18 protein-coding genes are annotated in these 23632 nt (G+C 58.9%); 6 read left to right on the forward strand and 12 right to left on the reverse strand.

From position 1 onward, the window contains the following. The first annotated feature begins 108 nt into the window (after positions 1–108). The gene (locus LAP85_11475; GenBank protein MBZ5497013.1) at positions 109–2169 is read left to right on the forward strand and encodes an alpha-L-fucosidase; all 2061 of its coding nucleotides are present in this window, start codon (positions 109–111) and stop codon (positions 2167–2169) included. 712 nt (positions 2170–2881) lie between these two features. Here LAP85_11475 and LAP85_11480 read toward each other — a convergent pair. Next, positions 2882–3763, reverse strand: a complete 882-nt coding sequence (locus tag LAP85_11480; protein ID MBZ5497014.1) for a hypothetical protein — start codon at positions 3761–3763, stop codon at positions 2882–2884. Between the two features lie 411 nt (positions 3764–4174). Between LAP85_11480 and LAP85_11485 the strand changes: the two genes are divergently transcribed. Then, positions 4175–4513 (forward strand): cupin domain-containing protein, encoded by a 339-nt coding sequence (locus LAP85_11485; protein ID MBZ5497015.1) that lies wholly within the window; start codon positions 4175–4177, stop codon positions 4511–4513. A gap of 265 nt (positions 4514–4778) precedes the next feature. Here LAP85_11485 and LAP85_11490 read toward each other — a convergent pair whose 3' ends face one another. The 8 genes from LAP85_11490 to LAP85_11525 all read right to left on the reverse strand — a co-directional run bounded on the left by LAP85_11490 (position 4779) and on the right by LAP85_11525 (position 13822). Next, positions 4779–5900, reverse strand: coding sequence for a hypothetical protein (locus tag LAP85_11490; GenBank protein ID MBZ5497016.1), 1122 nt, complete (start codon positions 5898–5900; stop codon positions 4779–4781). A 69-nt stretch (positions 5901–5969) separates the two neighbouring features. Next, complete coding sequence (locus LAP85_11495; GenBank protein ID MBZ5497017.1) at positions 5970–7310, reverse strand: DUF1501 domain-containing protein; 1341 nt, start codon at positions 7308–7310, stop codon at positions 5970–5972. Between the two features lie 41 nt (positions 7311–7351). Further along, positions 7352–8989 carry a DUF1800 domain-containing protein gene (locus tag LAP85_11500; GenBank protein ID MBZ5497018.1) on the reverse strand — a complete coding sequence of 546 codons (1638 nt, stop codon included), beginning with the start codon at positions 8987–8989 and terminating at the stop codon, positions 7352–7354. Between the two features lie 303 nt (positions 8990–9292). Continuing rightward, a complete protein-coding gene (locus LAP85_11505; protein ID MBZ5497019.1) occupies positions 9293–9580 on the reverse strand; it encodes a class I SAM-dependent methyltransferase in 288 nt (95 codons plus the stop codon). A 93-nt stretch (positions 9581–9673) separates the two neighbouring features. Continuing rightward, the gene (locus LAP85_11510) at positions 9674–10396 is read right to left on the reverse strand and encodes a superoxide dismutase (GenBank protein ID MBZ5497020.1); all 723 of its coding nucleotides are present in this window, start codon (positions 10394–10396) and stop codon (positions 9674–9676) included. 356 nt (positions 10397–10752) lie between these two features. Then, positions 10753–12453 carry an esterase family protein gene (locus tag LAP85_11515; protein MBZ5497021.1) on the reverse strand — a complete coding sequence of 567 codons (1701 nt, stop codon included), beginning with the start codon at positions 12451–12453 and terminating at the stop codon, positions 10753–10755. A 186-nt stretch (positions 12454–12639) separates the two neighbouring features. Next, positions 12640–12957 (reverse strand): hypothetical protein, encoded by a 318-nt coding sequence (locus LAP85_11520; protein ID MBZ5497022.1) that lies wholly within the window; start codon positions 12955–12957, stop codon positions 12640–12642. A 133-nt stretch (positions 12958–13090) separates the two neighbouring features. Next, the gene (locus LAP85_11525) at positions 13091–13822 is read right to left on the reverse strand and encodes a DUF169 domain-containing protein (GenBank protein MBZ5497023.1); all 732 of its coding nucleotides are present in this window, start codon (positions 13820–13822) and stop codon (positions 13091–13093) included. Positions 13823–14353: 531 nt separating this feature from the next. On the opposite strand from LAP85_11525, the gene LAP85_11530 reads away from it, so the two are divergent. Beyond that, a complete protein-coding gene (locus LAP85_11530; protein MBZ5497024.1) occupies positions 14354–15307 on the forward strand; it encodes a hypothetical protein in 954 nt (317 codons plus the stop codon). 14 nt (positions 15308–15321) lie between these two features. Continuing rightward, positions 15322–16335 carry a MotA/TolQ/ExbB proton channel family protein gene (locus LAP85_11535; GenBank protein MBZ5497025.1) on the forward strand — a complete coding sequence of 338 codons (1014 nt, stop codon included), beginning with the start codon at positions 15322–15324 and terminating at the stop codon, positions 16333–16335. A gap of 59 nt (positions 16336–16394) precedes the next feature. Here the strand turns inward: LAP85_11535 and LAP85_11540 are convergent, their stop codons facing one another. Beyond that, positions 16395–17609 carry an aldo/keto reductase gene (locus tag LAP85_11540; protein MBZ5497026.1) on the reverse strand — a complete coding sequence of 405 codons (1215 nt, stop codon included), beginning with the start codon at positions 17607–17609 and terminating at the stop codon, positions 16395–16397. A 171-nt stretch (positions 17610–17780) separates the two neighbouring features. On the opposite strand from LAP85_11540, the gene LAP85_11545 reads away from it, so the two are divergent. Next, positions 17781–18161, forward strand: a complete 381-nt coding sequence (locus LAP85_11545) for a HEAT repeat domain-containing protein (GenBank protein MBZ5497027.1) — start codon at positions 17781–17783, stop codon at positions 18159–18161. 269 nt (positions 18162–18430) lie between these two features. Continuing rightward, complete coding sequence (locus tag LAP85_11550; GenBank protein ID MBZ5497028.1) at positions 18431–20860, forward strand: ABC transporter permease; 2430 nt, start codon at positions 18431–18433, stop codon at positions 20858–20860. Here LAP85_11550 and LAP85_11555 read toward each other — a convergent pair. Together LAP85_11555 and LAP85_11560 are read right to left on the reverse strand one after the other, a co-directional pair. Next, the gene (locus LAP85_11555) at positions 20752–21693 is read right to left on the reverse strand and encodes a hypothetical protein (GenBank protein MBZ5497029.1); all 942 of its coding nucleotides are present in this window, start codon (positions 21691–21693) and stop codon (positions 20752–20754) included. The genes LAP85_11550 and LAP85_11555 overlap by 109 nt on opposite strands. 20 nt (positions 21694–21713) lie before the next feature. Beyond that, on the reverse strand, positions 21714–23048 hold the full coding sequence (locus LAP85_11560; protein ID MBZ5497030.1) for a PDZ domain-containing protein: 1335 nt from the start codon (positions 23046–23048) through the stop codon (positions 21714–21716). Positions 23049–23632: the final 584 nt, after the last annotated feature.

Raw genomic sequence — 23632 nt, forward strand, 5'->3', positions numbered from 1 at the left:
GTGCTATGCTTCCCCCGCCGAACAAAAACAATCGACCATGCTTCTCTGCACCTGCGATGTCTGACGTGGTCGCAATCCGAAAACGCTCAGCGCATCAAGGAGACGAACATGAAAACCAGCGCTCCGAGGTTCTGCATCGGGATCCTCGGCATACTGATACTGGCTTTTGCTGCCGGCCTCCTGGCCCAACGCGAGACAGCGCCGGAGCGCGATGCCCGGATGCAATGGTGGCGTGAGGCGCGCTTCGGGCTGTTTATCCACTGGGGATTATACTCAATCCCGGCAGGAGAATGGCAAGGACGGACCAACCATGCCGAGTGGATCCGCACCACGGCCCAGATCCCGCTCGCGCAGTACGACAAGTTCGTCGAGCAGTTCAATCCCGTCAAGTTCAACGCGGATGAGTGGGTCCGCACGGCAAAAGCGGCCGGCGTGAAGTACATCGTCATTACTTCCAAACATCACGACGGTTTCTGCCTCTTCGATTCGAAGCAGACCGATTTTGATGTCGCCTCGACCCCATTCAAACGGGATGTCCTGAAGGAGCTCGCCGACGCGTGCCATGAGCAGGGCATTCAGATCTGCTGGTATTACTCGATCATGGATTGGCATCATCCCGATTACCTCCCCAGGAGAGACTGGGAGAAGGACCGGACGGCACAGGGGGCGGATTTTTCCCGCTACATTTCCTACATGAAAAACGAGCTTCGGGAGCTGCTCACCCACTATGGCGAGATCGGCGTGCTCTGGTTTGACGGCGAGTGGGAAAGCACCTGGAATCAGAATCATGGCCGCGACCTGTACGACTATATCCGATCCCTGCAACCGCAGATTCTCATCAACAACCGCGTGGGCGCCGGGCGAAGTGGCATGGAAGGCCTCACCAAGGAAGGCGAATTCGGCGGTGACTTCGGCACCCCCGAACAACAGATACCCACCACTGGGCTTCCAGGGGCAGACTGGGAATCCTGCATGACGATGAACGATAACTGGGGCTACAACTCGCACGACAACAATTGGAAGTCGACGAGAATCTTGATCCGGATGTTGGCGGACACGGCGTCGAAGGGAGGCAACCTCCTGCTCAATGTCGGCCCCACGTCGGAGGGCCTGTTCCCCCAGCCCAGCATCGATCGGTTGCGCGAAATCGGCCAGTGGATGAGTGTTAACGGCGAAGCGATCTATGCCACCAAGGCCAGCCCCTTCAAGAAGCTGGACTGGGGACGCTGCACCTCGAAATCAATCAGCGGCGGCACCCGGCTTTACCTGCACGTCTTCGACTGGCCCAGTGACGGCAAGCTCGCGGTCCCCGGCATATTCAACGAACCCAAGCAAGCTTACCTGTTATCCGACAGCCGGAAGACTGCCCTTGCGGTCACTCGAAAGGAAGACGCTCTCGTCATTACAATCCCGACGGCCGCGCCGGACGCCAATGACAGCGTGGTGGTTCTGGACGTTGCCGGCAGAACAGATGTCAATGATGCGCCGGTGATTGAAGCCGACTTCACCATCTTTGTTGATAACCTCGACATTACCATTCGCTCTGACCGAGAGAACGTCCAGGTCCGATACACACTCGACGGCAGCGCGCCGAATGCAACTTCGCCGGTGACCGCCGGCAAAATCATCTTGAACGATACCACGGCGGTTTCTGCGCGTTGCTTCCGGGACGGCAATCCTGTCAGCCCGATTGTTCTGGCTCTCTTCAAAAAGGTCGATCCTCTGCCCCCGGTGAAAACTCACGTACTGCAAAGCGGGATGAACTATGCCTACTACGAGGGGGACTGGGATAAGCTGCCGGACTTCAAGTCGCTCAAGCCGCTGAAGGAAGGGATAGCGCCTGACCTCGACCTTTCCCCGCGAAGCCGACCGGAGTATTTCGGATTCGAATACACCGGGTTTATCCGGATCCCGGCACCCGATGTCTATGAGTTCTATATCGAAAGCGACGACGGCAGCAGATTGTACATCGGGGACTCCCTCGTGGTCGACAACGACGGATTGCATGGCACACGGGAAAAAAAGGGCGCCATCGCCTTGGCGGCCGGGGTGCATCCGATTCGAGTCGCGTATTTCAACAAAACCGGCGGATTGAGCCTGAAGGCCAATTATGCCAGCAAGAAGATAAAGAAACAGCCGGTCCCGCCTGCTATTCTCTTTCACGAGTAAGAAGGCTTGGCCGCTTTATCGTGCGAGGGACTGCTGTGCATCGCCTGAATGTTGCGAGGCTCAACGCTCAAGTGTATTAATGATTTATCAATAGGAAATCGCTTTTTGGTGCTGGGTGGAGAATAGGGCAGGTTGGGGCGGAAATCCTGCTGAATTGTCCCGGCTGCTGGGTTCGAAGGTCGGTTCGGGACCGAAATGGAGGGAACGGGGGCGGGGGAGCGTCCCTCGAGCTGCCATCGTCGTGGGGTTGAAAACGGCTCCGTCAGAGCCCCCGCCCAGCGGCAGCGTGGAGATGATCTTGCCGTCGTCTGGTTGAATGCATCGAAGAGAATGCCGTCCGGTTGACCCTGCACCTCTGAATATTCCGGGTACACACACGTTGCGGATTCTACACCCCGGAGATGCTCCAGCGGTGAGATTTGCAGCCAAATCCCTCTCAGTCTCCTGAGCGCCGGCGGGATGTTCCGTCTGGGCCCTGCCAGCTCGAACCGACGGCCGCGGCGGGGAGCACGCTTGGCGGGCGCGGGCCCGGCGCACGTGCGACCACGCGGCGTAGTCGTTGATCAGCTGCTGCCCGATAGCGCAACCGGTGTGCGCAGGGGAGGACCATTCCTTAGCTGTTGGTCACCAATCCGAGTGCCGTGTGGTTGATGCGCTCGGCCATCAAACGGATCAACTCCGCGTTCAAAACGGCTGTCATCCGTGACCCTAGTTATCTGCCCCCCAAAGTGGCGAGTTGGGCGCGCGGGTCGTAGTCGAACTCGGCGGCTGACTTGACGGTCAGGGTGTCCGGCACGGTCACCGGCGGTTCGCCCTTGATCGATTTGACGAGCTCGAATGCCTTCGCCACAGCCGGTTCCTCGCCTTCGATCGAAAGCACCACCGCTCCTTCGGAACCGCCGACGCCGCCCGAACTGATGTGAGTCGCCCTGACACCGGCAAGTACGCCAAGCGCCTGAATTTCAGTGAGGACAGTGCCGAGCACCACAGGCGTGAGGCGCGCCGGCATGCCCATGCTGTATTTGAAGTAGTACACCCCCGAGTGCCGGGCGGCTTCCATGACCGATGGAATCAGCTTTTCCAGTCCGACAGGCAGGATCAGGTGGGCACCCCGGGGTGTCACAACCGGCCAAGCCATCCCGATCGTGCCGCCTGTAAGCGAGGAGGTCAGCACGCCTGCATTCCCCTCCGGGTCTATGGCATTGGCACCTTTGATGAATACGTCGTCGGGACCGAAGCTGAGAATCTCAACTTTGGAATCGGCGCCCTCGACGACTTTACCGTTGCGGATGACGTGATGCGAGCACGCCGGGGGACCGGAGTTTCCCGTGGTAATGCCCCCGCACACCATCCCGAACGTAAGGCCCGCCTTCGGCTCGATCCGAATACCCAGCAGTTCTTCGGTGACGTAGGCGTTGGTAACGCCGCGTCCAATGATGATCGTGCCTTGCTCCATCGCGTGTTGCACTTCCGGCAACACGACCGTAGCTTTGGCGAGCAATCGCCGGGACTCGGATGGATTCAGCACCACCAAGGCCGCCACCCAGTTTTTCGTCCCTGGCTGCTTGCGTGGCACTTCCACTTCGTAATACATGACTGTTTTCTCCTCCCCTATCTGTTACAGAGGAGGCATTTTCATCCTACCACCCCTGGAGGAGCAACGAAAAAGAATGTCAGGGGCGTCGCCATGGAGAATTGCGCCTGTTGATGACTGAGTTTTCCCCGGAAGATGGTCGAAGTGCGCGCGCACCCTCCCGGGGCAGTGCATACGGCACTTTGCATGAGTGCCACTTCAAGTACCGCCACGATGGATTCGGAAAGATCGGGACGTCTCACACGTGCGCCGATCGCGGAGAGGATTCCTCGTGCTTCCCACGGCAACTCCTGATATTCTCGCCCCGCCAGTACAAAGCGTGCGCCTATACATCAATGAGGTTATAAATCCGGCACGTGCGGTGTTTCTCGGATGACATTGCTGCGTGCCGCACAATGAGAAGGGACGCCAATGAGTACAGCAGCATTCCCCGAGTTCGTCACCAATCTTCCCGAAGCGGACATTCCGTTTCCAGGTGTCCGAGGCATGATCTCACAGGCCCCGAACCATCAAATCATATTCATGGATATCGATCCCATTGGCCGGGTGGCGCCGCACCGCCACGGTGAGCAATGGGGCATCGTGGTGGAGGGGGAGATGGAGTTGACTATCGGGGGGCTGACGGGGAGATATCGAGCCGGCGACTCGTACCACATACCCGCCAACGTCGAGCACGCCGCCACATTTCTCACGCGGGTGCGGGTGATCGACGTATTCGCAGACGCCGACCGGTACCGAGCCAAGAGATAGCGGCGCCGGGAACCACGGTTGTACATCCCGGGCCACAACCTCAAAAATCCCTGACGTCGATGTTGTTGCCCCCGATCCACCAGATCGAGCGGCATCGAAGCTTCGATTTCCCCTCGACTTGACCTTATGCGATTTTTGTTTCTGACCGAACCGGAAGCACCTTATGATCAATATTTGTTTCAAAGACGAATACGCAAAGGCCGTCAATGCCAGCGATGCCAATGCCGTTGCCGCTCTAGGGATCCTTGCTTGGCCGATCATCGACTTACTGCGGCGGTGAACCAAACTTGTGAAAGGCGGTGAAATTGTATGTGGCAACAACCGTGCCGTCCGCCGCGATGATGGTGACTTTCCCGATCAGCGCTTTGCTCTTGCCGTCGCTGCCCGTGGTCGATTCGTTGCCGGCGCTGCTGCCGTTGAACACCACCATTCCGACGCTGCCGTCCGTGAAGGTCCTGCGATATCGGAATTGGAAGTTTGTGCCCACCCAGCTGCCCGATACCTCGGGCAGATCGGCAGCGACCGGAGACTCTACTTTGCCCGTACCCACCAGGTTGAAGCCGGCGAGATCGAATAGCCAGTAACCGGTCTCGATTGCGGCGCCGCCGGCGTCGGTGATCGTGTATTGAAAGCTGAAACCGAGCGGGCGCACGGGTATGTTTGTGTTCTGAAGACCATCCAGTCGCAGCGCCATGCACGGAACCGTACGGCCGGCTGCCGCCTCGATTACCAGCGTGCCCTGCTGGTTGAGGAAGGCAGGAAACATCTGCGAAATCAACTTGGCGTAGTGCTGCTTCGGCTGCAGAGTGACCGTGATCGGAGCGACAGCAAGGGTGGTCGCCTTGTACAGGGACAGTGTGACATCGACCGAATTGGTATCGGGATTTACGAAGGCCAGTCCGGCATCGCTGCCTGCTTCGCGCTGGTCTACCTGGACGACGGCAAGGCGATAGCGTTGCGGGCTGGTGGCGCCCACGGAATCGATCACCGTGGTGCCACTTCGTTGCCGATAAAGCAGGCTCGCCGAAATCTTGCCCCCGGACAACGTTGATCTCACCCGAATCCAGCCGTTCATGAGAGTTGTGCTCGTGCCTGTTATCAGAGTGGTGAATTCCTGAAACGGCCCGAGTGTTGCGCTGAGTGAGGAAGCCGGTGTTCCCCCGTCAAATTTGACCGGCAGTGGCGTACCGTTGTTGGTTCCCGCCAGCGACCCCTGGTATACCTCAATCACGACAGGGTTTGTGTTCTCCACTTCATTGATCACCTGCACCAGGGTTTCGTAGGCCGGGTTGCCGCCTAACGCGATTTGGGGGAATGCGAGATCCGACTGCGCATACAACGGTACAGCTAGAACAAGGAGCGACAGAACCACGCCATAACGGTACACAGCAACCCTCCTGGCACATGTTAGTGAGAACCTCATGTTTCCGACCCAATCCCCTGCCTAAGCCCTCAATCACCGACCCCGGTCTCTCACCAGAGGACGGCGTCGCGGGAGCAGGCGCAGGGGTTGGATGATGTCCGGTAGCTGGAAACTCTGCAGCAGGACCGCATTCAATTCATTCTGATCTACGCCGAACCACTGGATCAGGACTGCTGTATAAATGGCGCGGAAGTCCACGAGCATTTTCAGGTTGCCGCTGGAAAGATCGAGAAGACTGGGGTTGGCGCCTACAATTCCGCTCTTCACCATCTTCCCGATCAGGAAGACCGGTTCGGCGGTGCCGTGGTCGGTTCCCAGGCTCGCATTGGAGGCCACGCGGCGGCCGAACTCGGAAAAGGTCATCGCGATGACGCGATGACCGCAGCCGAGGAGTCCGAGGTCGTCGAAAAAGGCCTGGGCCGCGGTTGCGAGCTTGCCAAGCAGCGTGGCGTGGGTGCCCGTGGTCGTGTCGCTGGCAACAACCTGGTTGGAGTGGTTGTCGAATCCTCCGAGATTCACCAGATAGATCCTTGTCCTTAGCCCGCCGGCGATCAGGCGAGCGACAATCTTAAACTGGTCGGCCAGAGTGTTCTGACCTGCAGCGGGATACAGCGTCGACAGATTCTGAGCCTTGTCGGCGGCAGCCTTTACCCTGGCCGCATATCCGAGTGACTGGGCCGCTACCACTCGGATGAATGCCAGTTCCTGGCCTGCAGTGGTCGGTGGAATGTCATCCTGCCCGCCGCTGCTCGAACCGCTCACCAATTGATAGAAAGTGTTCGGATCCTGGATGGTGATGGCAGTCGATTGCGTCGGTCCTTGGAATCCCAGCGAAACCACTGACCCGATCTGGAGGGCTGGAGGATCCGGCATGTCCGCGTTCGGGAATCCGGACGGATAATCCGGAAACTCGTAGGTCAGATACCGTCCTGCCCAGCCCGTGGACAGGTACTGGTTGTAATCGGATGCAGTCAACCATATGTCCGTCGCGCGAAAATGCGAAAAGTTCGGAGACGGATAGGACACCCCTTGCACCACGCACAGTTCCCCGTTGTCATACAAGGCCTTCATCCCGGTCATGGCAGGGTGGAGCCCGGTCGCGTCCGTGAGCCGCAAAACCCGGTTTTGGGGGATCGCTATGTTGGCGCGTACGCTGAAATAGGCGGTGTACTGATCGAGAGGAATCACGGTATTGATTCCATCGTTTCCCCCGGCAAGCTGGATCAGGACCAGAACCCGATCGAGAGCAGCGCCGGTGCTCGCCAGGGCCGCCAGCGCCTGCGGCGGGCTGCCGGCATACAAACGGAAGCCATCCAGGCAAAAGGGCAGAGCCGAGAGGTGCGCGATACGCTTGACGAAATCTCTTCTTTCCATGGTTGCGCTCGAGTAGGTACTTTTTGAAACTGTACCACCGCCTACGACAATTCGAACTCCGCCATCCGCATCATGAATTTCAACAGGGCTTTGATCCTTGTCACGACCGGATCCCGCTTCTGTGTGTTGTTCGGGTCCGCAATATACGTGTTCCAATAAGCCGTCCATTCGTAATCGGGAAGCCCGGGTATCAGGACATTGCTTACAAGATAACTTATCTGGTTGGCCGTCAGTTGGATCGGGAAAACAATCCCGGCGATCTCGCTGACCAGCACATTGGGATCGGCGGGATTCGAGACCTGCGTCGCCAGGGCAAGGGGGTCTACTGCGATGGTAACGCTTCCCACGCGGATGCCGTTGACAAGAGAATCCGTGTAGGCCCACCGAGCGGGCAGGGTGATCGTGTTTATCCACAGCCGATGATACTCTGGAGTCTGATAGTATGCCGGCCAGCCGGCGACATTCGGCGGATCCATGAGATTCATCTGCAGATTCGAAGCTGTATTACATAGTGATGCCATCAGGGTGTAATAGGAACTCGTCTGGGTCTTGGCTGACGGAACGGCGATGTCGAGTGTACTCATCGCGCCGGGGAGCAAATCGATGGGGTTCTTGATCAGGCTGCCGATGTTGTTTTCATCGAAGAAGTGAGCACTGTGCAGTAGAGCCGCAAGTACCGGTTTCACCTCGTAATTATTGGAAAACATGATGGTGGCCAGAGGGGTGATCACGTTGCTCTCGGCCGCGGCATCGATGTCGTAATATACGAACCAGCGATACAGTTTGCGGCAGAGAAACCTGGCGGTTTCCGGCTGGCGAAAGATCATCTCGACGAGCGCGTCGAGCTCGGCGCGACCGTCGGTGCCTCCTGTAATGCGCGTGTTCTGATAAGCGGCGGAAAATAGCTTGTCCTTGGTGTCGTGCCGGGCAGCATCAAAGTAGGAACTGATGTCGGGATTTTGAGTGCTGCGATATCCATTGACGCTCCAGCCCGTCAAGAGGTGGGCGGCCGCCTTCACATCCTGCTCCGTGTAATTCGTGTAATCCCCGGGGCCAACCTCGGGCCCCTTCCCGATCGTGAACAGCTCCTGCAATTCCCGGGCATAGTTTTCATCCGGAATGTTGTTGCCGTCTCCGCGGTTATGGTAGCCATTGAGATAGATGAGCATGGCGGGATCGATGCTGACTGCCTTCACCAGCTCCTTTATGTTGCCCAGAGCATACTGGCGGAGCAGCGTATTCTGCTGGTACATGTAGCGCGAATCCAGCACCGTCGCGTACTCCGAAACGAAGTGATTGTGCCAAAAGAGAACCATCTGCTCCTGAAGGGAAATTCCCTGCGTCGCCATCAGCCCCATCCACCAGGCTTTGAGATAACCCTGATATCTGCTGTCCGAGGCGGAATCGTACACTCTTCCGATCCAGGTCTGGCCGGTCGTCGGGTCGATAGGAGGACTGGGAGGCGCCTGGTCAAGCAGCAGTGTTGCGATTATCTGGTCGAGTGACGCGGAAGCTGCGAGAGCAATCTCACTTTGGGTTGGCCCCAGTGCCGCCCGACACAGGAGGTGGGCGGCTGTGCGCGTGTTCCATGGCCCCTGATAGAGTTCCAGTCCCGTGTTCGTGCGGCCCTGAACCTGGGATAGGAAACCGATCTGATTAGAGACGGGAGCGGAGGACATCTGGCCTCTCCTTTCGACGGTCTGGCGGCGCAGACGATGTCTTCAATCCTGCGTCCCACGGGATCCTGCTTTGCCGGGCGAAACGGGCGATCCGAATTCTGAGAGAGCCTTCTGTCTGCTAATGTATGCGTTACCGAGGATCATGTCAATGGCCCGATCGCCTCCGCAGCCATTTCGGAATTTGGACAGGCGAACCAGATGCTCTATCTCATGCCTGAAGAAAAACCGCTGTGAGAACACTCTGAAAGGCGCGACCACCAAGCTGAATTTGTAAGGCAGTCGCATGGCGACGGCATCCTGTACTCACAGGCGGCTGTGATCTTCGTGAGGAAGCCTCTTCCGCAATATCTCGATCATGTTCCGGCTCAAGTCCAGGCCATGTATATCCGCGCCGTTTTTGAGAGCAGCGGCAAAGAGCCTCCCGGTACCGACACCCATCTCCAGCCCCTTGCCTTGGGATCGGGCGATCTCGTCCAGGTAAAAGCGGCTATCCACCCCGGACCTGATGAGATCTATATCCTTGGCGGAAACAATACCACCGGATCTGCCTTGCCCGCCGTGGGACTTCCGCAGACCGACATTTGCGGGCATTATGCAAGGCTGATTCGTATACCCAGCTCTTATTCGCGGCTGCCTGATCCCGGGCACTCAATGTCGCGGCTGCAGGCGGCAAGGTCTGCCGCATCAGGCGCCGAGGTTCTTTTCGGCGAAGTCCCAGTTCATGAGCTTGTCAACAAAGGCCTTGATGTAGTCGGCACGCCGGTTCTGATAATCGAGATAATAGGCGTGCTCCCAGACGTCGATTGCCAGCAGCGGCTTGATTCCCCGGGCTATGGGAGTATCGGCATTGGCCGTCTTCATGACTTTCAACTGGCCGCCGTCCAGAACGAGCCATGCCCAGCCGCTGCCGAACTGTGTGGCGGCCGCATTGGAAAACTCCTCTGCGAACTTCGGATAGGTTCCGAAGGCTGTCCGAATCCGGTCCCCGATTCTGCCCTCGGGTTCGCCGCCGCCCCCGGGTTTCATGCTGTTCCAGTAAAACGTATGGTTGAAAACCTGGGCGGCATTGTTGAATAGCACCGCCTGTTCGGCGCTGCCCGCGGTCTTTCGGATGATGTCCTCGAGGGGCACTCGCTCGAACTCCGTGCCCGCGATCATCTTGACTGTGTTGTTGAAGTAGCCCTGGTGGTGTTTTCCGTAATGGAATGAGAGGGTGTTCGCAGAAATGGAGGGCGCCAGGGCACCCGGATCGAATGGCAGCGGCGGCAGCTGCAGCGCCGCCCGCTTCTGTGGTGCGGGCGCCGCGACCTTGGTGCCAGCCAGGGAAAAGGTGAAAGCGGCCGCAGCCGTGCCGGTTTTGATCAGGAACTCCCTGCGGTCGACGGTGATGGAATCCTCCGGTCTCATGGGTTGACTCCTTCCGCGGTCTTGCCGCGAATGCTTGCTCTGTGGACTGGAACAGAATATCTCATGGTGCCGCTCGATCGCAAGGATCAGCGGAGCGGATGCCGGCAGCTGATGGCTGAAAGATCGGCGCGGCAGGCGGGGGCAGAATCCAAGACCTTCCAGCGGCTGTGGCCGCCGGCCGCGCCCTCGTCTCTGCGTTGAGATCTTATTGAGGCTCGGATGCATCAATTCAAGCGAGAAGCATCCCGAGACGCGTTTATCTCTGATTCGTGTCATTCTCCATTGCGCCGTGCAGCAGATCGCGGCGCTCTCTCTGCCCGGCAGCGCAACCGGTGCGCGCAAGGGAGGACCATTCATTACCTGTTGGTTACCAATCCGGGTGCCGTCTGGTTGATGCGCTCGGCCATCATGCGGATCAACTCCGCGTTCGACATCGGCTGCCATCCGTGACCCTTCAGCGGGCGACCGTATTGAAACTCCGCGTGGGCCGGCGGAGCATCGGTCGTCTTCATGAAATCCTCCAGGAGATACACAGCAAGGTTCAGGTAATAGTTGTCCATGTCGCCGACATAGATGTGAATCTTGTCGGCGAGGTCTTTTCCGATCGTTGCCCAGTTCTTCTGGATGTTGTAGCTGAGATCGTAACCGTTGTCGCGCATGTACATCGCGACATCTTTATCGATCTTGCCGGTCATTCGATCCCACAGCGGACGCGGATAACCTTCGGCATCGGTCGGGCCGTATGCCGCATCCCATGCGGCAATCTGTTGGCACGATCGCACCTTGCTGCCGAGCACGGCTTCGAGCTGATTCATCTGACGCATGGTCAGCGTCACCTGACCGGCCGCGTCGCGCGATAACGGACGCTCGAGCTTTGCCCAGTCGCCGTTTGGGATTTCGAAGGCGTTGTCATCCTTATATATGTCGGACATCTGGTAGCGACGGAAGTCGATCGAATCGGGATACATCGTCCAGGTGCCGTTGAAGAACTTAGGGTGGAAAACCTGCAGCGCGAGCGATTCCCACCCGCCCGTCGATCCACCGGTCAGCACCCGGCCTTCCGGCCGTGGCACGATACGGAACTTCTGTTCGAGATACGGGATCAATTCCTGAGTGAGTGCGTCGCCGTACGGCCCGTTGTTTGCGGAGTTGACTGCGTAGGAGTCGTCGTAGTACGGCGTCGGATGCTGGAAGGTCACAGCAACCAGACGCGGGAAGTTGTCCGACGTCCACGCTTGATAGAACTCGTATGCAGTCTCACGCCCGTTGCGTTGCAGGCGGGCCTTGCGCTGAGCTTCGGTTTCCTGCGGCGGTTGTGCGCGCTCGTTGAATCCGAATGGCGCACCGAGACTGAAGTGTCCCTGAATGTAAACCGCTGGATACTTCTGGTTCGGGTTCTGGTCGAACCCCTTCGGCAGCAGTACCGTCGCGCCCAAATAAATCGGATATCCCCAGAACTCCGAAAGCATCCTGCTCTGGATCTTGAGGCGCTTGACCAAAGCCGTGTCCGTAGGCACCTGCACCGGCGGAATCTTCTTCGAGCAACTCAGCCGCACATCGAAACCCGCCACCGGATCGAGGTGAACCTTCTGCACGTCGCTCAGCAGATTGCCCGGCGAACGGTTCCACTGCTGGCCTTCCCACTGATCCATATGGACCCAGATCGTGTGTCCGTCTTTGCGATGGACCTCGGTGTAGACGTTGATCACCGCCTGAACGTAGTAGTCGCCGGCCGGAATCTCGTTCAGATTCTTGAGCGGATAGCCGAGCACCGAGGCATCGACCACGACGCTCTGCCCGGATTTTAAGGCATCGACGTCGATGCCGAAAAATGGGACGGACTGGCCGTAGCCGCCGGCTTGATTCCGCGGTTCGCCCTGGCCACTCTTCGAAATGACCACGAAGACACGACCGGTGATCGGCCCTTGATCGAGCGCGGACGGGAAGGACACCTCGAACTTTGAGCTGGCTGCAAGGGTCGCTGCCGGTTGCGACGAGACCGCGATCAGGGCAACGCCCATCGCGACCAGCGACAGAACGAAAATTCTCCGTTTCATGGGAACCTCGGTTTCATAGGGTGCGCCGGTGCCAGTGAGCCCGGACGCCGGCAACAAAGAGCCAACCGGCGGCCGCAGCTGGGTGTCCGGCTTGATTAGTCATGCATCCGCAACTTATAGGACTTTACCTCGGGGAGGACAAGAGCAGAATGAACCGGGGTCAGGTCTGGGAAACAAGATCACTCGCTAGCCCTGAGGTCCATCCGTGCTGTGCGCACCTGAAGTTGACGCGATAGACGCCGGCCGTGGTTCTTCATTTTCGTTCAGCCGATGTAACTCATGCGCCAGTTGATTGGTCGCCCTGCGCTCGCGCCGCTGGCACACTAGGAACACGACGGCCGCGAGGCCTTCTACCAGGAAGAAGATGACCACCAACCAATCGGTCGCGTGGGGCGGAATGAAGATGCCCACGAAAATGAAGACGAATGCAATCACGATCAGGAGGCCCGGGAGACCCTCGAGACCCTCACCTGCGATGCTGCTGGTAGCGAACGATTCCGTCATCGCTTGAAATCACATAAAGAACCGCAAAAATCACGCGCAGAGCGCAATTTTGGCAGCTGGTTTGACCTTAATTTTATGAAAACAAAGAAATGGTTCCGGTGCGACCCCGAATGCCCCGACTGTGCACATTCGCTCAGACGGGCTCCACCCTGCCGAGTTGGTCAATCTGTCGCTCGATGCTTTTGCTGTCTTCGAGATCCCTCCCACCGGCACCATGCTCGAGGGCGTGGAGGATTCCAATCATCTTGTGAAAAGGTACCGTGACCAGCAGGTGGTTCTCCTCGAAGCCTGCCAGCTGCCTTGCACCAAAGTCGAGCAACGACATCCCGATCTCGCCGGTAACCAGCGGGTATGCAATCCCGGTCCTGCACGCGGGGCCGGAAAGTTCGGCCTTCATCGAGCCTCCCTGCCAGTATGCGGCGAAGCTTAGGAGTTTATGCAGAGAGCCGGGAGTTCCGACGAAAGCCACCAGATCGGGCAGGACCGGAGCTTCTGACAGCGCAGAGAAGAAGACATGGTTCGCCATACCCGTGGGCGGCGGAACGGTCTGCTGGCTGCGGTGGATCGCGACACGCGAGCAGTAGACCTTCTCTTTGTTGACCAGAAAATCAATCAATTTTTCCCTCCCGGCAGCGGGCGTCTGGCCGAGCCCCAGGCTGACGAGGCCGCCGGGGCAGCCACAGGTTTCAAAGGTGATGGTGATCGCTTCACCGCCGCAGGCTCTTTTCAAAGCCTGGCAGACGGAGACCTTCCCTTGCGGAGCAGCGGTGCCGGGCACCGGGGCTCCGGCGAAAGTCACAGCGACGGGATTCGTGTCGAGGCTCAGTTCCTTTTTCAATCTCTCAGACCATTTCTGCCAGTACATGTTGTTCCTCCAGCCTTTCAATGGGAGGCTTATTCTCGCACGACAGGATCCTGCGGTCAAAAACCAATGGTTGGGTGCGCGTAGCATGCGCACCCTAATCTCCAGCCCGGATTATTCATGAATGTGCGACCAAAATGCAGTTTTGGACGCGGGAAAACGCTAACCGTTCGGTCTTGGTCGGCGTGCAAAAGCTCCTGCCTGCGTTTATCTGCGTCCAATTTTGTTTCTTTTCACGGGCGTGCGGTTCTGCTTCATGAATAAATAAGGCCAGGACTTTGAATCCTGCGGCACGAAGAGCGCCCTGGAGGGCGTTAGATTTCAATCGCCTGATCTAAGGTCCATTCCAGTCTGTCACCCAATTCTGAAGTTGAGCCTGTTACTCAAATTAAAGTAAACAAATCCCGGACCTCAAACGGTTGCAGGAGCGGAGGTGGAACATGAGAGCTCTCAACCGGCGACTGCAGGAGCGAGCCGCGGCCGGATAGCCGATCGGCGGATTTCATCTCAGGCATGAATCCGGAGGCCTGTCGGATGACGGATCAGGCGCGCGTGCCGGGAAGCGACGATTTCTACGACGCGTTCCTCGCCCCTATGGAGAGCCGGATACTGCGGGCCGTGTGGAGAATTGTCCGCAATCCCGACCTCGTGCAGGACGCCGTTCAGGATGCCCTTGCCGCGATCTGGCGGTGCCGCGAAAAGATCCGGCTCCACCCGAATCCCCAGGCGCTGATGCTGAAGATCACCACGGATGTGTCTTGTGACGTCCTGCGCCGGAGCCTCCGGCTTCAACAGCGCGAACGGCCGGCGGAAGACGGGGAAGCGGCTGCGCCTTTCCATGCGCCTCCAACGATGCAGATCGAAGTGGTGATGCTGATCTCCGGAGGCGCGCTTCGCATCGGACACACGTCGAGTTTCCTGGCGGAGTCCTTCGCCCTCAGGCAGACTGCATCCTCGGTGACCGGACGGCTCGAGCGCGCCCGGCAAATGGAATGCAGCCTGCAGGCTCGCGGCGAGCAGAACCGACTGGTCCGATACTCGATCTCCTGGGGTGAAGGGCGTGACTCCAGGGTGGAGATCGAAGGACCGGGCTGCAAGGAGGTCCGGTTCGCACCCGCGCCCTCGATGCAGGCCAGCGTTGTCAATGTTCCCCGGCCGGAGGGCAGGACGCCTGGGAGCCGGCCTCGGGATCGCCGGCTCGAACCCATTCACGATTTCCTCAGTGCGCCTGCGGTGGCCGGCCTCATCACAGGACAATGGCGGGCTGCTCCCTTATCAGGCGGCAGTGAAAAGGATCGAAAATCCTTCATCGTGACCTCGCCTGGGAGCCGGATTCTTACCCTGGTGGTCGTTGACCTGCACGCGCATCTGCCGGTCAGTCTTGCCCTTTTCCCGGCCGGATCCGGAACGCAGTTGCTGAATTCCGAGCCCGTGCTCAACGCCGAATTTCGCTGGGAGATCCGGCCGGGCACGCCCAGGCAGCCTTGACAAAGGAGGGTTCCATGTCAGCCTCAAGCAACGGCAATAACTTGGTCACGGGGATTGTGAGGATCGGTGTGCCCATAGCCCTGATCTCCGGCCTGACCTTTTCCATCCGTCATGAATGCCCGCTCAGCCTCCGTTGGGCGGTCCTGATCCTCGTGGGCGAAATCGCACTGCTCCTCATGGGGTTCAGATGGGCTGAGATTGCAAATGCCTTCCGGCAGGCGGCGGGACAGCGCACTGCAGCAGGAGCGTCGGAGCGCAGCACTTATTTCTGGGAAGCTGCCGCGCGCAATGCACTGCACCTCGGAGTCCTCGGGACTCTGGTTGGATTCGTGATCCAGATCTGTTCGGACATAGGCGGGCAGGCCGGCTTCATGTTCGCCCTGGGGGGCGCACTGCTCTCAACCGTCTACGGATTGATTCTGGCGGCAATTCTGAGCACGCCTGCAGTGCGATCCCTTTGGACGCTCGGACCTGAGCATCCTTCGGAAACCGGGGAGCCGATTTACGCTTCGCCGGGCGAAGGCAAGAGAGCCGGCCGTCTGGAACAGCTGCTCGGTCACATCCTGTTCCTCGTCCTGATGCTGTGGGTTCTCTTCACCCCAGCCGCAGCCGGGTCCACCATGCCATTCGACTGGTTTGTCCATTGGCCGGCCTGGCTCGTGGTGTTCGGCGGAGCGCTGATTTTCGGGCTGATGTCGGGGCACACTTTTAAAACCGGCTCACTGGTCCTGGGCTTTGCCTGCGCGGGCCTGATCGGGTCGCTCTTCGGCGTCGTCCAGGCCCTGCAGGGATTCTCAACGGCAAGTATCGCGGCGGTTTCTGAGGGGATTACCTTTATGATCTCGTCCTGCTTCGCGGGTTTCGTCGGTCTGCTCGCGATCGGCCTGCCGCTGCAGGACCGCAGTCACAACCGGCGAGGGCTGAGTCTGAGCCGCCTGGTTTGGTACGGATACCCTGTCGTCGCGCTGCTGCTCGTGGCGCTCGCAACCCTGATGGTCATGGTCCCGATCAAGATTGAGAACTCCTGAACCCAGGATTGTCGCAGTGCAGAGCTGATGAATATCCCGTTTATTACAATCGGAATCGCTCACCCGAGAGACTCCTCGGGAGCATCCAGGAGGCGCGCCATGGCAAGCGCATTGGACTGCACATCGAGCCCGAGGGAGCACTGGACGTCACATGGGCCACAGCGTCTGCAGGCTACATCCGCCACCGTCCACGCCCGGAGTGTATCCCGAGCTCTTTTCGGCCTCTGGTGGCCGAGCGCATACATGGAGGCGCGCATGAGGGTGGGGATATCCATGCCGGCAGGACACTGCGCCAGGCAGCGTCCGCACTGCTGGCAGTAAGTGCCCGAGAGCCCCAATACTTCCCCTAGCTTCAGGTCTCGCCTATCCTCCGGCGTCAGGGCTAGATCATTCATGACCGACAGGTCTTCCCGCATCTCATCGTAGTTGGAGAATGCCGGGATGGTCGTGTGAACGTTTTCATCCTGAAGCACCCATTTGAGGGCGGCCTTCATGTTGATCTTCCTGCGGGTTCCATCCCAGTAGACTCCGGCTTGCGTTTTCATGGCGACGACCCCGAGTCCGGCTTTGGCTGCCTGGCCGATGGCAGAGCGGACTTCTTCGCGGTGAGATTGCTTGAAGTTGTAGGCGGTGAGGATTACCTCCCAGAATCCACTATCGGCGGCGGCCCGGATTACTTCCGGCTCCTTGCTGTGCGTCCCGACTCCGACGAAACGCGCCTTCCCGCTTTTCTTTAACTTTTCGAACGCCTTCATGTAGGGCTCATGCAGTGTGGTTTCCCGTCTGCCGACTGAAACCAGGTAGTAGATATCGACATATTCGAGTCCCAGGCGCTGCAGACTCCCTTCAAGAGAATCCGAGATAAGTTCTGGATTGGCGTCTTTCCCGAGGTCCAATGACCGGTCACTTCCTCTCTCGAACCGAGCAGGCAGGTCCGGGCTGGTCGCGATAACAAAAGACTCCCGAGGGAGACCCCGGAGGGCCGCGCCAAGAAGGTGCTCGTGATTCCTTTCAGAATACGAGCTCGAGGTGTGAAAATAGACGACTCCCTCATCATGCGCCGCACGAACAAGGTCTATGGCATAGATGGATCCCATGCTCACGACGGGGAGCCGGAGACCTGTCCGCCCGAGGGTGCGGTAAATGAAACTTCGGTCCTTTAGCGGTTTCTCTTGCGGCGGGCGGGAGCAGGCGGAAATAAATGCCGCTCCTGCAATCCCCGTCGCTCCGGTTTTCAGAAAACTCCTTCGGGAAGTGAGTCGAGATCTGTTCATGGCTGAGTCTCCCTATGATCAGTCTCCTTGCCGATTCTTCAGGAAGAGTTCAGTTGCACTCCTGAACAATACCATGAATACGTTCGGGCTGAAGCCGCCACGGCCCCGGGGCTCCTTGGATCCGACAGGTCGGTGGATCCGCTTCTTCGGGTGTCGTCGGATGCAAGCAGCATGGTTCGCCAGCGTGCCCGGGATGCACTCGTGAAGATCGGCCGCACCGCTGCCCCGGCGATTGGCCGGACACTCCGCGACCCGAATCCGCAGGTTCGATGGACGGCGGCGCTGATGCTGGGGAATATAGCTTCGGAGCAGACCGTTCCGGCGTTGATCGAAGCTCTTTCCGATGCGGATTGGATGGTGAGGAATGAAGCATCGGTTGCCCTGGCGCGCACGCGTTCCGATGCATCCGTAACACCGATGGAAGAATATCCAATCCGTTCCCTATCACGGCAAAACCGTGCTGCTCAATGCCGGAGACACAAAAGGCGACCAGCAATCGATCTTCGGGCCTCAAAGTCCATTCTTTTGAGTGATCCCCAAAACTCGTCATAAGATCACGGATAAATCCTCGAAGCCGGCCTTTTCCAGCCGCATGGCGTGGTACCTATTTCTGCTGGTTACGCAGATTTTCCTGGAGGTCATATTTGTGCTTGTGGTGACGGCTATTTCCGTCGCGCAAAAATGAGGAATCACCTCCTGTGCGAAAGAGGTAGAATAACAAGGCAAGAGCCGATCGGGTCGCTGCATTTGCGATCGATCCTGTGCAATTTCTTGCTTCAGACATCCGGTACCTGCACCATGCCGGCCGATGGAGATCTGGCGTGGCAACATTTCTTCGGGACGCTGTCCTCAGCCATCGATTTCTCTGCAGGCGTCCCGGTTTCACACTCATGGCAGCCCTCACCATCGCGCTGGGTATCGGCGCCAACACAGCTGTGTTTACCGTCGTTCATGCGCTGCTGATCGAACCCGTGCCGCTCCGTGAACCGGAACGCCTCGTCGTTGTCCATGAGCAAGACCTGGTTCGGGGGATCACCTACGACGCCTGCTCCGCTCGCATGTTCCTCGCCATGCGCGCGCAAAATGATGTGTTTGCTCAGCTCGCCGGCTGGTATGAGCGCACCACGAATGTGACCAGCGCCGATGCTCCGCTGCAGGTCCAGGCCTGGCAGACCACTTCCGATTTCTTTCCTGCCATGGGCTTGCAGCCCGTCTTGGGCCGCGGTTTTCATCCTCATGAAACCCTCGTAGGCAATCCCGGCAATGTGGTTGTGATCGGCAACCGGTTTTGGTGTCAGCAGTTCGGATCAGACCGGGAGGCAGTGGGGCGTACGATTCTGGTAGATGACCTTCCTGCCACCATCGTGGGGGTTATGCCTCCTAACGAGCAGTGGCTGGATGTCGATCTGCTTATGCCGATACCCCCGTATGTGACGGACATGCTGGACCGGCGCATTCTCTCTGTTGTGGGGCGCCTGAAACCCGGCCAGACGCTAGAAACCGCGCAGGCGCAGCTCCAGAGAATCGCGGCTGGCGTTCATCCGGAATTCCGCGTCGAAAAGTCGGAGATTTCGGTAGTTCTCGTCCCCATCGACCGAGTGGTGGTCAATCGTAACTCCCGGCTCGTCATAGGACTTCTCAGTGGGGCGGTCGTGTTCGTGATGCTGATCGCATCTGTAAACCTGGCAAACCTGCTGTTGGCGCGCGCGGTTGGGCGCCGCCACGAGATTGCGATTCATGCGGCGGTTGGCGTGGGACGCTTCGGTCTTATGCGGCGGCTCCTGACGGAATCGGTCATGGTGACCATGCTCGGAGGCGCCATGGGCGCCCTGCTCGCGCTCTGGGGAGTTGATGTACTCCGCAGCTTCAGCGCCGGTCACATCCCGCGACTTGACTCCATGGGGATGCACGGCATGGTGCTGGTGTTTACCGCTGCACTTGCGTTCGTCTCCGGCCTGTCAGCAGGGCTGTTTCCCGCGATTCTGGCATCACGGACGAACCTCGTTGAGGCGCTGAAAGACGCCACCGAGAGTGGATTCGGCAGGCCGGAACGCGGAGGTTTACGGGGCACACTGGTGGTTGTCGAGGTGGCTTTCGCGCTTGCACTCCTCATTTCAGCGGGACTGCTTCTACGCAGCGCCGCGCGCGTTTCCCAGGTAGATCCGGGATTTCAGACCTCTGGCCGCCTGGCACTGACCGTGAACCTGCCGCGCACTCGGTATGAACCCGATGCGAAGGTGATCCAATTCTGGCGTTCCTTGCTCGAAAGGGTACGCGTCCTGCCGGGGATTATCGCGGCCACCGGTACCAGCGATCGATGGCTGGAAGGCCAGCGAATTATGGAGTTCGATGTCGAAAATCAAGCCGAAACGCCGCCCCGTGTCCCGATCGCCTGCGTGCGTACCGTCACGCCGGATTATTTCAGAACGCTGGGCATTCGTATTCTGGATGGGAGGGACTTCAACGATGATGACTGGAGGGCAATCGATGGGACCATGCCCGGCGGAGCTCCGTTCGTTACGTTGGTGAGCAAATCATTGGCAAAAAGGCTGTGGCCGGGAGAGAGGGCAATCGGCAAGCGGATTCGGCCAGTGGTGGGCAACGAGCGCCCCTGGTGCAAGGTGATCGGCGTGGTCGATGACGTGCGCCAGGGATCGCTTACGGAGACGCCCCGCCCTTTCTTCTATCTCCCCGAGTTTCAATTTGCCTGGACGCGACTGTACTTGGTGGCGCACGTTTCGGCTGACATGGCCACGGTGGTGCCGGCCATCCAGGCCGCCGTCTCTTCACTGGATCGAACCGTCCCGGTCAATGAAGTGGTGTCTCTCGACAATTTGCGGAGCGATTCCCAGTATGTGCCGCGTGCGGTGACGCTTCTGATCGTCATTTTTGCCGTCATTGCGGTGTCTCTCGCCGCAGTGGGCGTCTATGGGCTGGTGGCTTATTCGGTTGCGCGGCGGAGCCACGAGTTTGGCGTTCGGATCGCCCTCGGGGCCGGCTCCGCAGACATCGTGCGTCTGGTCGTGCGCCAGGGACTGAAGCTGATCCTTGCAGGAGAGGTCGCGGGTTTAATCCTGGCTCTTCTATTTACTGCGCCCCTCGGAAGTCAGCTTTACGAGATCTCACCGACCGATCCGCTGACCTACACGATTATCGCCATTTTCCTGCTTCTGGTCGGCCTCGCCGCCTGCGCGGTGCCGGCGTGGCGTGCCACAAGGGCCAATCCAGCGCGTGCGCTCCACGCAGAGTAGATATCAGATCGGAAGGCGAAGCGAGGTAAGTTCCATTTGATCAGGTTTTTGATCTCTGCCGGAAGCGCAAATCGATCGGCCGGCAGGCTGACGTTCTGCTCGTACTTTTCGATCGTGGCAATCCTTTGGGGACCGATGCTCTTGATCACGGTCTTGTGAGCCAGAAGAATTCCGTCCACGGATTTATAGTCGCTCAGCGTCGTCTCCACGGGAATCGTACCCGCCTGGGTTTCCGTCGTCAGCGAGACCCTGACCAGCAAGCAGGACTCTTTGTCGAAATAAAGAGTCTGAGGCGCGAGGTCCGGCGGATTTGCGATGATCTTATAGCAGGGCCTGCCGGCCACGTCTTCGATACCCGTGGTTTCGACCTGCTTGAAGACCTTGCGCCAGTAGACCAGCCGGTCGAAAACATTCATATGCAGCTGGAAGGCTTTTTCCTTCCCTTCCATGAGTTGAGGGCCGCTCGTGGCGGACATTTGCCAGGCCACGGCGCCATCCGTGCCGCTTTCGATCTTGCCCGTGACCGCTGATTCAATGACACTGTAAGCCTTGGCCGGCCGGGCCTGATAGACCGTCACGGACAGCTGAATGCCGGCCGCGGCGATGGCTATGGTCCCTTTCGAGACGCGATTATTGATTTTCTCCAGAGCTGCCAGGCCCCCGATCGCTTCGACATACCGGTCAAGGATCTGTTCCGCCTTGGGCATTGGCGGCTGGGATGTCTGCGCGACGATTGCCTTTGTGAAAACTGTCATCAATAGAGCTGTTGTCGCCGCCATGAATATCACGTTGCGGCGGCCGGCGCCGCTGAACCGATTCATTATGGTTGCCACGACAATTTCTCCCTTTGCATTTAATCAGGCCAGGATTGTTTTCTGATCCAGTTGATGGCAGCCTCCAGGGCCGGATCTTTCCCCTGAAGGAGAGCTTCCCTTGTTGGTTTCACTGCGACGTCCGGAGCCAGGCCGTTTCCTTCGATAGTCAGGCCCCCGGCGGTCACATAGTTGGCAAAGGCATACATGAATCCATCGCCGTTCGGGAGTTTCTCGACGGCTCCCCCCAGGGCGGCGCCGCCGGTGTGGGAACCGAAGATGCGTGCGCGGCCGAGGTCGCGCAGGCCACCGGCGAAAATTTCAGTCGCGCACAGGGAAAGACCGTCCACGAGAATTGCGACTCGTCCCGCGTAAACTTCAGGGCGGGGCCGAACCACCAGCTTCAAGGTCTGGTTGCGCAATTGAATGGTTCCGAAATGCCTTCCTTTTTCCGCAATGAGCCAGCCCGCGATGCCGGTGACGATTTCCGCCTGGCCGCCCGTATTTCCCCGGAGGTCGATGATAATGCCGGCAGTTCTCATGAAGGATTTCATGGCATCGTTGACAGGCGGCATGATGATTGCAGGCGCGACAAAGCCATTGAAGGCGATGTAGCCGATGTCCGGGCCGACATTTTTCGTTTCGATCCACACGCGGCCCGGCGGCAGATTTCCGAGCTGAAAACGAATGCCTCGAGCTTCCGCCAGACGCAGGGTATGGGTAACTGCCTGGCCTCCTCCATCGCGGAATGTAACCGACACACTTCCGCCGACGGTCCCCTCGAGGCGGCCTGCCACGGCATCGGCCAGAACGAGGTCCTTCAGAGTCCTGCCTTCGAACTCCGCCGCAATGGAAGCGAGGCGTTTGGGGACCTCCTGCTCACCAATTTGAATGATCTCCCATCCGGGCTTTACTCCCGACTTTTCCGCGGGGGAACCGGGATCAACCGACATCACCAGAGCCTGGCCGTCCAGAACCCGGACCTGAATTCCCGTTACCCCATCTCCGGACGGATAGCCGCCGGTCCGGCTCACATCCTCGTAAAGTTCGGACGGGATGATGCTGAAATGAGTCAACTTCAGGCGGGAAAGCATCTCACGCATGACATTGCGTGCTTCCGATTTGTCGCCCGCGGCTTCGATCTTCGGCAGGAATTCGAGGCGCACAGCCTTCCAATCCACTCCGCCGAAGGTCGGATCAAAATGATTCTCGTAGATGGTTTTCCAGAGGTGCTCCCACGAATCGACGTCGAGTTTCCGCTCCTGCGGGGTCTGCTGCGGCTTCTGCTGTGCCGGCGCCAACCCGGCACACAACAAGAAAACCGGCAGGAGACTCAGCCGCAACCACCCAGGAAGGTCATGCTTTTTTATCTTCATGATTTCCTCATGTGTCCTGCGCCTCACGCGCAAGTCGGCGTCTGTGGCGCGCCTTCGGCGCTCAATCCTGAGCCTCGCCCCTCCCGGCCTCACGGCCGGGCCTATTCATTGCCGGCCCCTCGGGCCTCCTCACGGCCAGAATTGCAGCACGGCCAGAATATCAACCGTTGGACAGCCTCCCACGACTGGCCCCACTCACTGCCGGCACTTCGGGCTTTCTCGTAAAATCTTCAGGCTCCATTGCATTCCCCAAATCAGGCGCGAAGCGCCGGCAGTGAGTAGCCCCGCGCGTTAGCGCGGGGTTTGCCGCAGCGAATGATGGAGGCCCGAAGGGCCGGCACTCCGATGTCGTCCACCAATTGGAATCTCATGTCCCTTCCCGTTCCCAGGGAAGCCAGAGCGCGAATAAAGTATGAGGTCCGTGTAAGGCGCAGCATGTGTCCACGCCCTCCAGCCACAACCAAGAATACCTTTCCGCACCAAGCAGTCCCGTCGCATAAACGCATACATGGGGATGCTGCCCATCTTTATATGGAGCCACGTGGAAAGCTCTGCGTTTTCCCGAGGATGAACTGATACGCGCA

Source organism: Terriglobia bacterium (assembly GCA_020072565.1).
Lineage (GTDB): Bacteria > Acidobacteriota > UBA6911 > UBA6911 > UBA6911 > JAFNAG01.